The sequence below is a fragment of the Streptomyces sp. Y20 genome (assembly GCF_043195475.1).
Taxonomy (GTDB): domain Bacteria; phylum Actinomycetota; class Actinomycetes; order Streptomycetales; family Streptomycetaceae; genus Streptomyces.
Genome location: NZ_JBIDDP010000002.1, coordinates 467,466 through 480,555 on the forward strand (window position 1 = coordinate 467,466; position 13,090 = coordinate 480,555).

A 13,090-nucleotide genomic window follows, 5' to 3' on the forward strand; every position below is an offset into this window, starting at 1 on the left:
CCCAATATGACGCAAAATCAGCTCACTGTCAGGGACATGGGCGAGCAGGGCGGGGGCAGAACCGTCCAGATGTCGCCGGTGCGGCCGGGGGAGAGACGCATCAGTGTCAGCGCCTTCGTGGGCAGCGGGTCGTCACGCAGGGCCGCGAGGTCCGGGGTGTGCGGCAGGCCGGGAAGGGCGGCCGCCAGGGCCGCGGCCAGCGCCGGACCCGAACCCGCCGTGCCCGCCAGCGCCCCCGCCACCAGGGAACCGAACAGCTTGCGGCGCAGGACGGCCGGGTCGTCGGTGATCAGCCGGCCGGTCAGGTCCGGCGCCGGGACGCCGTGACGGGCCAGCCGGGCGGGGCTGATCCGGATGTCGGCGAGGTCCCGGTAGACCAGCCGCCGAGGGCTGCCGTCGGCGGCGAGGATCACCAGGAGGTTCTGCCCGTGGGCCTCCAGGGCGACCCCGAGGTCGAGCAACCCGAGCCCCACCGTGAGCGCCAGCCGGGTGAAGGCGGTCAGCCAGGCGGGGTCACCGGGCAGGGACGTGCCGGCGAGCGCGGCCACCGGCAGCACGCGTTCACCCGGGCCCGTGTACACCTCGGGTGACTCCCGCAGCAGTGCCGCCAGAGCGGGCGAGCCGGCGGTGACCGCCCCGAGGGTCCGGGTCACGTGCAGCAGACCGTCCGTACGCGCCGCCAGTTCCCCGCCGAGGGAGGACAGCGCCGCGGCGGCCTCCACCGAGTAGCCGGAGATGTCCCGCACCGACGACGTCAGCCGGGCACTGAGCGCGGTCTTCACATGCGGACCGCCGGGAAGCGCCAGCGTGCGCAGGGACATCAGCGGACGGGCCGGGCGCCAGGGGTCGTACGGCCGCCGGAGCACGTGCGCGGCCTGCCACGGGTGCACCGGCACCAGCAGCCGTCCGCCGTCGCGCAGTTCGGCCGGCCAGTCGCCGGACACCAGGCACCGGTCCGCCGGCACCGGCACCGTCCCCAGCTCCACCACCGGCCCGTGCTCCGGGCCGTACGCCAGCTGGTCCGCCACCGAGAACCCGGGCCGGGCACGGCAGTTGGGGTGGAACGGATGCCCGTCGACGACCCGCTGCTCCCACTCCCAGTCCTGTTCGGGCCACTCCTTCGGGTGATCCGCGCCGGCCCGGGACAGCGCCAGCGAGGCCACGCTGTGCGCGAGTTCGGCCGCGAACGGCGACGCGTGCGGCACCCCGAGCGCGGTCATCAGGAGGGCCGGGTCCGTGTAGCGCTCCCGGCCGAGGTGGACCGCCGTGACGTGAGCGCTCGTGGCGTACGGGTCCGCGTGCGGTCCGTGCAGCGTGCGGCCGTCGGCGAGGCGCAGGACGAGGCCGTGCGGTCCGGGCGTGCGGCCGGTGAGCCACGGCAGCGGCTCATGGACCAGCGCCCGCCACAGGCGGGTCAGCACGGCGGCGCGGGCACCCGGCAGCTCCACCCCGTACCTGGGCAGCAGGGCGGGCCGGACGGCGGCCAGCTCGTCGGCGACCTCGGTCTCGGCGGTCGGGGGACGGTCCACGGACGGCTCCTCGGGTACACGGGGCACGGCACGATTGTCGGGGACGGCAGCCATACTGATCGCGACCGGCCCCCGCGGCACGCCCCGGCGTGCGCGGGAACGCCGCCGGTCCCTCCGGACGACGGACACCGGACCATGGAGACCGGACCATGGAGACGGACGACGACGGACGACGACGGACGAAGAGAACGCGTGGACCTCACACCCTCCGCCGATGAGACCGGCCGCCGCGCCGACGCGTACGCGGCAGCGCCCCTGCTCAACTGCCTCCTGCGGGAGGTGGCCCAACCGCTCGCGGACTTCGGGGACCGGAGCGTCCACCGGCTGCCGGGCGGACGGCTGCTGCGGGTGCGGGCCGGGCGGCGCCCCGCCGACCCCGAGGTGCGCACGGCCGGGGTCTGGCGCCGGATCGGCCACTCGGAACTGGTCAAACTGGTCGCCGAGGAACTGCGCCGGCACACCGGACTGCCCGGCGGCGACCTGCCCGCCGAGATGATCGACAGCCGGGACACGGTCGCCGCCCTGCTCACCGCCCGCGCACGGGCCACGCCCCCCGCCGACGCGTATCTGCGCTCGGAGCAGTCCCTGCTCACCGGGCACCCCCACCACCCGGCCCCCAAGGCACGCGGCGGCGGCCCGGCCGCGTCCTGGCTGCCGTACGCGCCCGAGGCGCACGCCCGCTTCCCGCTGGTGCTGCTCGGCGTCCGCGAGGACCAGGTGGCCGAGGAGGGCGACACCAGCGCCCTGGACGCCCTCGGCACGGCTCCGCCCGGCTACCGGCTGCTGCCCGCCCACCCCTGGCAGCTCGACCTGGTCGCCCGCGACCTCGCCCCCGCCTTCGCCGACGGCCGCCTGCTGCGGCTCGGCCCGAGCGCGTTCGACGTGTGGCCCACGGCGGCGGTCCGCACGCTGTACGAGCCCGGCCGCGACGTGTTCCTGAAGTTCAGCCTCGACGTGCGCATCACCAACGACATCCGCCGGCTGTGGCGCCACGACCTGCTCGGACTCCGCCGTACCGACAGCGCCGCCGGGCGCGCCTTCGCGGCGATGGGGCCGCCCGCGGCCTGGCTCAGCGACCGCGGCTACCGCACCGCCGCCTTCGCCTGCGAGGAGCTGGCCGTGCTGGTCCGGGACGGGCTGCGCGACCACCTCGTGCCGGGTGCCACCCCGCTGCTCGCCGCCGGCCTCGCCGAGGGCTTCGACGGCAGCCCGCTGGCCGCCACCGCCGACCCGGCCGGCTGGTGGGAGGCGTATCTCCGCCAGGTCGTCCCGCCCGCCCTGACCGCGTTCGGCGACCACGGGATCGTCCTCGAGGCCCACCTCCAGAACACCCTCGTCGCCGTCGACGCCTCCGGTACGCCCGTGCAGGCCCTGTTCCGGGACGCCGAGGGCGCCAAGCTGCTGCCGGACGTCACCCGCGCCGCCGGCTGGGAGCGGCTGGTGTACTGCCTGGTCGTCAACCACCTCACCGAGATCGCCGGCGCCCTCGCCGACCACCACCCCGGCCTCGACCCGTGGCCCGCCGCCCGCCGCGCGCTCGCCCGGCACCACCTGCCCGAGATCCCCGCCCTGCTGACCGCGCCCACCCTGCCGGGCAAGACCAACCTGCTGCTGCGCTGGACCGGCGCGGGCGGCGCGGACGCCCGCTACCTGCCCCTGCCGAACCCCTTGCGCACCGGCTGACCGGAAACACCCGCCGGGAGGCGGGCCGCGCCGTCGACGTCCGAATACCGCTCGTGCGGCGGCCCGGAATGATGCACAGTGCCTCCGTGGACAGACGACGGCCCCACGACACGGCCCCCACGACGCCGGCCGCCCGCGGGTACACGCTGACCGGTGGCGACGGCCGGCCGTACCGCAGTGACGTGCCCGGCCGGTTCGGTGGCTACCGGCGCGGCCGGATCTACGGTCGACTGGACTGCCCGTCCGCCCTGCGGCACATCGCCCGCGGGAACTACGTGCGCCACCGTGTGTTCTTCGCGGACGAGGCCACCGCCCGCGCCGCGGGATACCGGCCGTGCGCGGTCTGCCTGCCCCTGCGCCACCGGGCATGGCGGAAGGGGGAGGCGTCATGAGCGAAGTTTCGCCACGGCTGGATGCGGCCGTCCTCGCCGGCTACGGGCCCTGGCCCGCTCCCCGGCCGCACACCGGCCGCGAACTCCAGCGGCTGCTGGCACTGCTGGAGGCCTGCGGCGTCCGCGGCGGCAGCGTCGCCCTGGGGCATGGCCGGGACGCCGCGTCGAAGGCCGCCGCCGCGGCGTTCGCCGACGCCTGGCAGGAACGCGGCGGACGGCTCGCCGCGGTGGTCGACTGGCCGGAGGACGCCGCCTCCTGGCTGCGTCAGGCCCGCCGGCTGACCGATCCGGAACCGGACGCCTGGGTGGTGGCCGCGGCGCCGGTCGGCTGGGCCCAGCTGAGCCGGCGCCTGCGGCACAGCACCGGCTGGGACCCGCGCCGCACGTTCGGCTTCGCGGCCACGGGGGACACACGGCTGGTGACCGCCGCGGGACCGGGGGTGCTGGACGGGATGCGCGGCGCGACGCCGGAGGGCAGGGTGTGGACGGTCCGGCGGGGCTGGGTCCTGGAGTCCGCCGAGGGGTGACCGCCCCCCGCCGCGCTCCTCCTCGGCCGTCACTCAACCGGTCACGCTGTGCACTTCCGGCGGAGCCGCTTCCGCCGGGACGCGGGGGTGGAAGCTCACGCCGCCTCGGCCAGGCGAAGGCGTTCGGCGAGCTGCGTGGTCGTGGCCGGGCCGTCCTACCGGGCGTTGAGCGGGCGGTGGCGCGTCACCTCGCTGGACCTTCATCCGACGAGCATCAGGGTCACGCCCGCGCCCAGGGAGTGGTACGCACCGGACGCCTGCGCCAGCCGTCGCCAGGAACAGCCGGTCACGGCGACGCTCAGGCGGTCGTGCCGGGGGTGCGGGCGAGGTAGACGGTGTTGGCCGACTCGCCGCCGCGCAGCGGATTGCCGAAGGTGACGACCTCCGCCCTGACACCGGTGAAGCACTCGGCCAGTACGGCCATGAACGCGTCGTCGGGCCCGTCGTCCGACCAGAGGGCGAACACCCCGCCGGGACGCAGTCGTTCGCCGAGCCGGCGCAGGCCGGCCGGCTGGTAGAAGTCGGCATGCCCGGGGTGCAGCAGATGGCGCGGTGAGTGGTCGATGTCGACCACGACGGCGTCGAACCGGCGGCCGGGTACGGACGGGTCCACCCCGGCGGGAGACTGGATCATCGCGAAGAAGTCACCGTGCACCGCACGGCAGCGCGGGTCCGCGAGCACCCCGCCGGGGAGCAGCCCGCGTTCGTGCCAGTCGATCACCGAGCCCAGCGCGTCCACGACGATCAGCGAGCGCACGTCGGGATGCGCCAGTACGGCCTGGGCGGTGCAGCCGAGGCCCAGCCCGCCCACGGCCACGTCCAGCGGCCGGCCCGCGGGGAGTTCGGCCAACGCCAGATTCGCCAGCTCCTCCTCTGCGACGGTGAACAGACTGGACATCAGGAACTCGTCGTTGAGCTTGATCTCGTACACGTGTTGCTCGACGGCCGGGTACCAGCGCCGTCGCAGGGCGAGCTCGCCCAACGGCGTCTGCTGCCAGTCGAGTTCCTCGAATCGTCGGTCCATGGATGACTCCTGGATGTCTGTCCGGCGACTGCCGGTCGAAGGGGCTGCGCGCTGCTCGGCCGCCTCTCGGGCGGATGAGGGCGGCGGAAGCCGGTGGGATCCGTCACGCCTGGGGTCGTTCGGCGTCGCGGTCGCGCGGCTGGGGCTGCAGTGTATGCAGCCCGCCGGACGGCCCGGGCCCGCCGGTGCCGGTGACGCGGCGGGGATGGGCCGAACGGTCGGCCGAGCGGCGGCCGGATCTGGTGGCGCGCCCAGCCGGTCGGCCCGCGTCTACGGCTCGGCGAAGGTCAGCTCCGCGCCCTGGAACACCGGAGCCTCCGTAAGGACCGTGGCCCGGTGGCTGGGGCGCTCCTCGCGGGCGATCACCCTCGGTTACTATGCACACTTCAAGCCGGAAGCCGGAAGCCGGAAGCCGGAAGCAAGGGGCGGACGGCCATGGATCGCAAGGCTGAAGGGTCAGGTCGGCTGCGGAAATGATGAGACACGTCACTGCCACCCGCTACGTCCAGCCCCTGACCTCCGGCGGCTCCGTCCCCGGAGTCGTGGAGGCCGATGACCTCGGCACGTACGTCGTGAAGTTCACCGGTGCGGCGCAGGGGCACAAGGCGCTGGTCGCCGAGGTCATCGTCGGGGAACTCGCCCGCGCGCTCGGCCTGCGCTTCCCGGAGCTGGTCCTCGTCCGCTTCGATCCCGCCATCGCCGCAGCCGAGCCGCACCAGGAGGTGCGCGAACTGCACAGTGCCAGCGCGGGCGTCAACCTGGGCATGGACTACCTGCCGGGCGCGCGGGACCTCACGCCGGAGATCGCGCGGATCTTCCCCGTGGATCCGCTGGAGGCCGGCCGGATCGTGTGGCTGGACGCGCTGACCGTCAACGTCGACCGGACGGTGCACAGTTCCAACCTCATGGTCTGGCCGACGCTCGGCACCGTGCCCCCGCGGCTGTGGCTCATCGACCACGGCGCCGCCCTCGTCTTCCACCACCGCTGGGACACCACGGCCCCGGGCCGGGCGTACGACTTCCGGCACCACGCCCTCGGCCAGTACGGCCCCGACGTGCGGGCCGCCGACGCGGAACTGGCGCCCCGCGTCACCGAGGAGCTGCTCCGCGGGATCGTCGCCGAGGTGCCGGACGCGTGGCTGGCCGAGGACGCCGGGTTCGCCGCTCCCGACGACGTCCGGGACGCCTACGTCGGCTATCTCCTGGCCCGCGTCCGGCTCTCCGCACAGTGGCTGCCCACCGACTTCCCGAGCCGTGACGAACTGGCCGCCGAGGAGGCCGCCCGCGCCGCGAGGACGCAGGCGGGCCGCCCGGACTGGCTGAAGTGGGTCCCCGACCTGCACGGCGGGCCGGGGACGGACCAGGGCGGGGCCGTGCGCCCCCGGTGAGCGGTGAGGTCGGGGCCGGCTACCGCAGCCGCTCGTACGCCGGCAGGGTGAGGAAGTCGGCGTAGTCCTCGTCCAAGGCCACCTGGAGCAGCAGGTCGTGCGCCTCCTGCCAGTGCCCGGCCGCGAACGCCTGCGCGCCCATCTCCGCGCGGATCGCGGCGAGTTCCTCGGCGGCCACCTTGCGGGCCAGCTCGGGTGTGGCCTTGTCGCCGTTCTCGAACTCGACGCCCGCGTTGATCCACTGCCAGATCTGGGAGCGGGAGATCTCGGCGGTGGCCGCGTCCTCCATGAGGTTGAAGATGGCGACCGCGCCGAGACCGCGCAGCCAGGCCTCGATGTACCGGATGCCGACCTGGACGGCGTTGACCAGGCCCGCGTACGTCGGCCTGGCGTCGAGCGAGTCGACGGCGATCAGGTCGGCGGCCTCGACGCGCACGTCCTCGCGCAGCCGGTCCTTCTGGTTCGGCCGGTCGCCGAGGACCTTGTCGAAGGACTCCATGGCGATCGGCACCAGGTCGGGGTGGGCGACCCAGGAACCGTCGAAACCGTCGTTCGCCTCACGGTCCTTGTCGGCGCGGACCTTCTCGAAGGCCACCCTGTTGACCTCGGCGTCCCTGCGGGACGGGATGAAGGCGGCCATGCCGCCGATGGCATGGGCGCCGCGCTTGTGGCAGGTGCGGACCAGCAGTTCGGTGTACGCCCGCATGAACGGGGCGGTCATCGTGACCGCGTTGCGGTCCGGGAGGACGAACTTCGCCCCGCCGTCACGGAAGTTCTTCACGATGGAGAACAGGTAGTCCCAGCGGCCGGCGTTCAGCCCGGAGGCGTGGTCGCGCAGTTCGTAGAGGATCTCCTCCATCTCGTACGCGGCCGTGATCGTCTCGATCAGCACGGTGGCGCGGACGGTGCCCTGCGGGATGCCGGTGTAACCCTGCGCGAAGACGAACACATCGTTCCAGAGCCGGGCCTCCAGGTGGGACTCCGTCTTCGGCAGGTAGAAGTACGGGCCCTTGCCGAGATCCAGCAGGCGCTGCGCGTTGTGGAAGAAGTACAGCCCGAAGTCGACGAGGGCTCCGGGCACCTGGCGGCCGTCGGCGTCGACGAGGTGCCGTTCGTTCAGGTGCCAGCCGCGCGGGCGCATCACGACGGTCGCCAGTTCCCCGGCCGGGCGCAGGGCGTACGACTTGCCGGTGCGCTCGTCGGTGAAGTCGATGTTCCCGGTGTAGGCGTCGCTCAGGTTGAGCTGGCCGAGGATCACGTTCTCCCAGGTCGGCGCGGAGGCGTCCTCGAAGTCGGCGAGCCAGACCCTCGCGCCCGAGTTGAGCGCGTTGACGGTCATCTTGCGGTCGGTGGGCCCGGTGATCTCCACGCGCCGGTCGTTCAGCGCGGCGGGGGCCGGGGCGACCTTCCAGGAGTCGTCCGCGCGGATCGCGGCCGTCTCGGGCAGGAAGTCGAGCGTGCAGGTGCGGGCGATCTCGGCGCGGCGCTCGGCCCGGCGGGCCAGGAGTTCGTCACGGCGCGGGGTGAACCGCCGGTGCAGCTCCGCCACGAAGGCGAGCGCGGCGTCCGTGAGGACCTCTTCCTGCCGGGGCAGGGGCTCGGCGTCGACGATGGCCAGCGGGGACGGCGCTGGTGCGGACATGAGCTGTCACTTCCTTCAGCGGTGGCACCTCGTGCCAAGGGGCACGAACTGGGCAGTGAGCGCCCACTGTGCGGTCGGACGCTTCTGATCAGTGGATACTAGTTTCCTCATCGTGGAACTTCAATGGTTTGTTGATGTCGAGATTCTCCGGGTCGAGGCAAGGTGGCGCTCGGTGCCACCCCGATCACCGCAGGTGGCCCAGGTCGGCCTCGGTGTCGATGTCGTACGGTTCGGCCACGTCCGCGCACTCCACGAGCCGTATCCGGTCCTCGTGCTCCCTCAGATAGGTCCGCGCCCCGCGGTCCCCGGTGGCCGTGCGCGCGATGCCCGCCCAGTGGTCCGCGCCGAAGAGCACCGGATGCCCGCGCACCCCGTCGTAGGAGGCGGCGGCCAGCGAGGTCCCGTCCTCGTAGGCGCCGAGCACCCGGGCCACCGCGGCGGCCCCGATACCGGGCTGGTCCACCAGGCTCACCAGCGCCGCGCGCGCCCCCGTCCCGGCGAGCGAGGCCAGGCCCGCGCGCAGGGACGACCCCATCCCCTCGGCCCAGTCCGGGTTGTCCACGAGCACGCAGCCGTCCAGCCCGGCGCGCCGCCGCACCTCGTCCGCGCGGGCGCCCAGGACGACGTGGATCCGCCCGCATCCGGCCGCGCGCAGCACCCCCACCGCGTGCTCGACCAGGGGCCGCCCCCGGTGCACCAGCAGCGCCTTGGGCCGTCCGCCGAGCCGTCTGCCCCCGCCGGCGGCGAGCAGCAGCCCCGCGACGTCCGTCCGCGGTTCGTGGTTGTCCGTCATGGGTCCTGCATACCCGACGGCGACGGAACCGGCCGGGTTTTCCGGCACGGATTCCGTAGGGCTGAATTTCGGTCCGCCCTGTGGCGCTCGCCGTACGGGGTGGCGTTTACTGGCCCGCGCACGACGCCGTGGCAGGGGGAGGGCTGTGTTGCGGAGCTTGGGGCAGAGGCCGGTGACCGGCAGCGACGAGGACCCGAGAGTGGCGGGACTGCGGACGGCGGTGTCCCGGCTGCGCCGCGAACTCGCCGCGCATCCCGCGGAGTTCCCCGACCGGGCGATAGCCGAGGACGAACTGGCGGCACTGGCGGCGATGGCCTGCGGCGGCTCGCCCGAGATCCCGCGCCTGCGCAGTTCCCTGTTACTGGTCGCCGCGGCGATCGGCTCGGTCAGCGCCCTCGCCCGGGGGCTGAGGGAGGTCCGGGACGCGGTGGACCTGTTCGGAGGACCACCGGGACGGTGACAACCGGGGAACGGGCCGGGGGGACTCCGCCCCGGCCCTCCCGTCAGGCGCCCGAGCTCGCCAGCACCTGGGACAGTTCGACGGCGACCTGCTGGAGCACCGGCACGATCTTGTCCGTCGCCGCCTCGGTGACCCGTCCCGCCGGCCCGGAGATCGAGATCGCCGCGGCCGTCGGGGACTCCGGCACGGACACCGCCAGGCACCGCACCCCGATCTCCTGCTCGCTGTCGTCGACGGCGTATCCCGCCCGCCGTACGTCCTCCAGCGCCGCGAGGAAGCCCTCCGGCGTGGTGATGGTCCTGTCGGTGGCCGCGGGCATGCCCGTACGGGCCAGCAGGGCCCGCACCTCGTCGTCCGGCACCCCGGCCAGCAGTGCCTTGCCCACCCCGGTCGAGTGGGGGAGCACTCGCCGGCCCACCTCGGTGAACATGCGCATCGAGTGCTTCGACGGCACCTGTGCGACGTACACGATCTCGTCCCCGTCGAGCAGCGCCATGTTCGCGGTCTCGCCGGTCTCCTCGACCAGCCGGGCCAGGTACGGCCGCGCCCAGGTGCCCAGCAGGCGGGACGCGGACTCGCCGAGTCGGATCAGCCGGGGGCCGAGCGCGTAGCGCCGGTTGGCCTGCTGGCGTACATAGCCGCAGGCGACCAGCGTGCGCATCAGGCGGTGGATGGTCGGCAGCGGCAGTCCGCTGGCCGCGGACAGCTCGCTCAGGCCGACCTCGCCACCCGCGTCCGCCATCCGCTCGAGCAGGTCGAAGGCACGCTCCAGGGACTGCACCCCGCCGGCGGCGGAGGGCTTGGCGGAGTCGGTGGTGCTGGCGCTGGACGTCGGCACGGCGCGTTCCTTTCGGGACTGGCGGGAGGGCAGAAGCCTACCCGGCGGCCGGTTGACTGCCCGCTTGTGCGTAGCTACGTTCTGCTTGCTGGAATTCTAATTCCGCTTTGTGGAAACGTCCAGGGCGGGCATCGGCCGCCCGCTGCCGAGAAGTGTGCCCCTTGACGAGGGGGAAGGGGGAGTGAAGACTCCTTCAACAGAACGTTGAAGTCCGTTGTGCAGGTGTACATCCTGTTTCCCGGATGTAGAACGGCGGGTACAGAGAGGGGTTCGGGTGTCCGACGCTGAACTGGTGCTGCGCTCGACGCGCGTCATCACCCCGGAGGGGACGCGGGCCGCCACGGTCACCGTGTCCGCCGGGAAGATCACGGCCGTCCTGCCGTACGACACCGCGGTCCCGGCCACGGCCCGGCTCCAGGACCTGGGCGACCACGTCCTGCTGCCCGGACTGGTCGACACCCACGTGCACGTCAACGACCCGGGCCGCACCGAATGGGAGGGCTTCTGGACGGCCACCCGCGCGGCGGCGGCCGGCGGCATCACCACCCTGATCGACATGCCGCTCAACTCACTGCCCCCCACCACCACCGTCGACCACCTGCGCGTCAAACAGGCCGTGGCCCGGGACAAGGCCCACATCGACGTCGGCTTCTGGGGCGGCGCCCTGCCCGGCAACGTCAAGGACCTGCGCCCGCTGCACGACGCCGGCGTCTTCGGCTTCAAGGCGTTCCTGTCCCCGTCCGGCGTGGAGGAGTTCCCCCACCTCGCCCAGGACCAGCTCGCCCGGTCCCTGGCGGAGATCGCCGGCTTCGACGGGCTGCTGATCGTGCACGCCGAGGACCCGCACCACCTGGCCGCCGCCCCGCAGCACGGCGGCCCCCGCTACGCCGACTTCCTCGCCTCCCGCCCGCGCGACGCCGAGGACACGGCCATCGCCGCCCTGATGGGCCAGGCCCGGCGGCTCGACGCGCGCGTGCACGTCCTGCACCTGTCCTCCAGCGACGCGCTGCCGCTGATCCGCGCCGCCCGCGCCGAGGGCGTCCGCGTCACCGTGGAGACCTGCCCGCACTACCTCACCCTCACCGCCGAGGAAGTCCCCGACGGTGCCAGCGAGTTCAAGTGCTGCCCGCCCATCCGCGAGGCCGCCAACCAGGACCTGCTGTGGGCGGCGCTCGCCGACGGCACCATCGACTGCGTGGTCACCGACCACTCGCCGTCCACCGCCGACCTGAAGACCGCCGACTTCGCCACCGCCTGGGGCGGCATATCCGGCCTCCAGCTCAGTCTCTCCGCCGTGTGGACGGAGGCCCGCAGGCGCGGCCACACCCTGGAGGACGTCGTCCGCTGGATGTCCACCCGGACCGCCGCCCTGGCCGGCCTGGACGCGCGCAAGGGCGCCATCGCGCCCGGCCGTGACGCCGACTTCGCCGTCCTCGCCCCCGACGAGACCTTCACCGTCGATCCGGCCGGTCTCCAGCACCGCAACCGCGTCACGGCCTACGCCGGCAAGACTCTGTACGGCGTCGTCAAGTCCACCTGGCTGCGCGGCGAGCGCATCGTCGCCGACGGCGCGTTCACCGAGCCGAAGGGCACGCTGCTCGTCCGCCCCCAGTGAGCCGCCCCCCGCCCCCGCACCTCGCCCACCCCCGAAAGGAACCCCTGATCACCGTGACGGCGCTGCACCATTCTTCCCCGGCCCGCTTCACCGGCGACGCGAACCCCTACGGAGGCGGCGACCCGTACGCGGACTACCGCACCGCCGACTTCCCCTTCACCCACCACGCCGACCTCGCGGACCGCCGGCTCGGCGCCGGCGTCATCGCCGCCAACGACGAGTTCTTCGCCGAGCGGGAGAACCTGCTGGTGCCCGAGCGCGCCGAGTTCGACCCCGAGCGCTTCGGCCACAAGGGCAAGATCATGGACGGCTGGGAGACCCGCCGCCGGCGCGGTGCCTTTGCCGGGCAGCCCTGGCCGACCGCCGAGGACCACGACTGGGCGCTGGTCCGCCTCGGCGCGCCCGGGGTGATCCGGGGGATCGTCGTCGACACCGCCCACTTCCGCGGCAACTACCCGCAGGCCGTCTCCGTCGAGGGCGCCTGCGTACCGGGCTCACCGGCGCCGGAGGAGCTGCTGGGCGATGACGTGAAGTGGACGACCCTCGTCCCGCGCACCCCGGTCGGCGGCCACGCGGCGAACGGCTTCGAGGTCACCGCCGAGCAGCGCTTCACGCACCTGCGGATCAACCAGCACCCCGACGGCGGCATCGCCCGCCTGCGGGTCTACGGTGAGGTCGTCCCGGACCCGGAGTGGCTGGCGGCCCTCGGCACCTTCGACGTGGTCGCCCTGGAGAACGGCGGCCGGGTCGAGGACGCCTCCGACCGCTTCTACTCCCCGGCCACCAACACCATCCAGCCCGGCCGCTCCCGCAAGATGGACGACGGCTGGGAGACCCGCCGCCGCCGCGACCGGGGCAACGACTGGATCAGCTACCGGCTCGTCGCCCAGTCCCTGATCCGGGCGCTCGAGATCGACACCGCCTGTCTGAAGGGCAACAGCGCCGGCTGGGCGTCGGTGTCCGTGCGGGACGGCGCGGACGGCGACTGGACGGAGATCCTTCCGCGCACCCGCCTCCAGCCCGACACCAACCACCGTTTCGTCCTGCCCGGGCCGGTGGCCGGCACGCACGCGCGGGTCGACATCTTCCCCGACGGCGGCATCTCCCGGCTGCGCCTGTTCGGCTCGCTCACCGAGCAGGGCGCGAGCGGCCTCGCCGCCCGCCATCAGGAGCTGGGCGGCTGACCTCCCTCGCGCGGG

General features: G+C 73.8%; 12 protein-coding genes. 7 read left to right on the plus strand and 5 right to left on the minus strand.

Going from position 1 to position 13,090, the window contains the following annotated elements; translation table 11 throughout:
• Window positions 1–17: 17 nt before the first annotated feature.
• A complete protein-coding gene (locus ACGFT1_RS07095; protein ID WP_373908234.1) occupies window positions 18–1,529 on the minus strand; it encodes an IucA/IucC family protein in 1,512 nt (503 codons plus the stop codon).
• 135 nt (window positions 1,530–1,664) lie between these two features.
• Here ACGFT1_RS07095 and ACGFT1_RS07100 point away from each other — a divergent pair, with 135 nt between their 5' ends.
• The 3 genes from ACGFT1_RS07100 to ACGFT1_RS07110 all read left to right on the plus strand — a co-directional run bounded on the left by ACGFT1_RS07100 (window position 1,665) and on the right by ACGFT1_RS07110 (window position 4,131).
• A complete protein-coding gene (locus ACGFT1_RS07100; protein WP_373908014.1) occupies window positions 1,665–3,212 on the plus strand; it encodes an IucA/IucC family siderophore biosynthesis protein in 1,548 nt (515 codons plus the stop codon).
• 86 nt (window positions 3,213–3,298) lie between these two features.
• Window positions 3,299–3,604 carry an Ada metal-binding domain-containing protein gene (locus ACGFT1_RS07105; protein WP_373908015.1) on the plus strand — a complete coding sequence of 102 codons (306 nt, stop codon included), beginning with the start codon at window positions 3,299–3,301 and terminating at the stop codon, window positions 3,602–3,604.
• Window positions 3,601–4,131 (plus strand): hypothetical protein, encoded by a 531-nt coding sequence (locus ACGFT1_RS07110; RefSeq protein ID WP_373908016.1) that lies wholly within the window; start codon window positions 3,601–3,603, stop codon window positions 4,129–4,131. Before ACGFT1_RS07105 ends, ACGFT1_RS07110 begins: the two co-directional genes overlap by 4 nt.
• A gap of 298 nt (window positions 4,132–4,429) precedes the next feature.
• Here ACGFT1_RS07110 and ACGFT1_RS07115 read toward each other — a convergent pair whose 3' ends face one another.
• Window positions 4,430–5,155, minus strand: a complete 726-nt coding sequence (locus ACGFT1_RS07115; RefSeq protein WP_373908017.1) for a spermidine synthase — start codon at window positions 5,153–5,155, stop codon at window positions 4,430–4,432.
• A gap of 473 nt (window positions 5,156–5,628) precedes the next feature.
• Here ACGFT1_RS07115 and ACGFT1_RS07120 point away from each other — a divergent pair, with 473 nt between their 5' ends.
• The gene (locus tag ACGFT1_RS07120) at window positions 5,629–6,543 is read left to right on the plus strand and encodes a HipA family kinase (RefSeq protein WP_373908018.1); all 915 of its coding nucleotides are present in this window, start codon (window positions 5,629–5,631) and stop codon (window positions 6,541–6,543) included.
• Window positions 6,544–6,562: 19 nt separating this feature from the next.
• Here ACGFT1_RS07120 and aceB read toward each other — a convergent pair whose 3' ends face one another.
• Together aceB and ACGFT1_RS07130 are read right to left on the minus strand one after the other, a co-directional pair.
• Window positions 6,563–8,185: a malate synthase A gene (aceB, locus tag ACGFT1_RS07125; protein WP_373908019.1), complete on the minus strand. Its 1,623-nt coding sequence runs from the start codon at window positions 8,183–8,185 to the stop codon at window positions 6,563–6,565.
• Window positions 8,186–8,369: 184 nt separating this feature from the next.
• Window positions 8,370–8,978: an NTP transferase domain-containing protein gene (locus ACGFT1_RS07130; RefSeq protein ID WP_373908020.1), complete on the minus strand. Its 609-nt coding sequence runs from the start codon at window positions 8,976–8,978 to the stop codon at window positions 8,370–8,372.
• 145 nt (window positions 8,979–9,123) lie between these two features.
• Here ACGFT1_RS07130 and ACGFT1_RS07135 point away from each other — a divergent pair, with 145 nt between their 5' ends.
• On the plus strand, window positions 9,124–9,438 hold the full coding sequence (locus ACGFT1_RS07135; RefSeq protein WP_373908021.1) for a DUF5955 family protein: 315 nt from the start codon (window positions 9,124–9,126) through the stop codon (window positions 9,436–9,438).
• A 43-nt stretch (window positions 9,439–9,481) separates the two neighbouring features.
• Here ACGFT1_RS07135 and ACGFT1_RS07140 read toward each other — a convergent pair whose 3' ends face one another.
• Window positions 9,482–10,276, minus strand: coding sequence for an IclR family transcriptional regulator (locus tag ACGFT1_RS07140; protein ID WP_373908022.1), 795 nt, complete (start codon window positions 10,274–10,276; stop codon window positions 9,482–9,484).
• Window positions 10,277–10,550: 274 nt separating this feature from the next.
• Here ACGFT1_RS07140 and allB point away from each other — a divergent pair, with 274 nt between their 5' ends.
• Both allB and alc read left to right on the plus strand, forming a co-directional pair.
• A complete protein-coding gene (gene allB, locus ACGFT1_RS07145; protein WP_373908023.1) occupies window positions 10,551–11,891 on the plus strand; it encodes an allantoinase AllB in 1,341 nt (446 codons plus the stop codon).
• 53 nt (window positions 11,892–11,944) lie between these two features.
• Window positions 11,945–13,075 (plus strand): allantoicase, encoded by a 1,131-nt coding sequence (gene alc, locus ACGFT1_RS07150; RefSeq protein ID WP_373908024.1) that lies wholly within the window; start codon window positions 11,945–11,947, stop codon window positions 13,073–13,075.
• Window positions 13,076–13,090 lie beyond the last annotated feature (15 nt).

Bases quoted from the DNA above. Each gene is read 5' to 3' on its own strand.
- ACGFT1_RS07110 (WP_373908016.1), top strand. From the start codon at position 3,601: ATGAGCGAAGTTTCGCCACGGCTGGATGCGGCCGTCCTCGCCGGCTAC.
- ACGFT1_RS07130 (WP_373908020.1), bottom strand. From the start codon at position 8,978: ATGACGGACAACCACGAACCGCGGACGGACGTCGCGGGGCTGCTGCTC.
- ACGFT1_RS07100 (WP_373908014.1), top strand. From the start codon at position 1,665: ATGGAGACCGGACCATGGAGACGGACGACGACGGACGACGACGGACGA.
- ACGFT1_RS07120 (WP_373908018.1), top strand. From the start codon at position 5,629: ATGATGAGACACGTCACTGCCACCCGCTACGTCCAGCCCCTGACCTCC.
- aceB (WP_373908019.1), bottom strand. From the start codon at position 8,185: ATGTCCGCACCAGCGCCGTCCCCGCTGGCCATCGTCGACGCCGAGCCC.
- ACGFT1_RS07115 (WP_373908017.1), bottom strand. From the start codon at position 5,155: ATGGACCGACGATTCGAGGAACTCGACTGGCAGCAGACGCCGTTGGGC.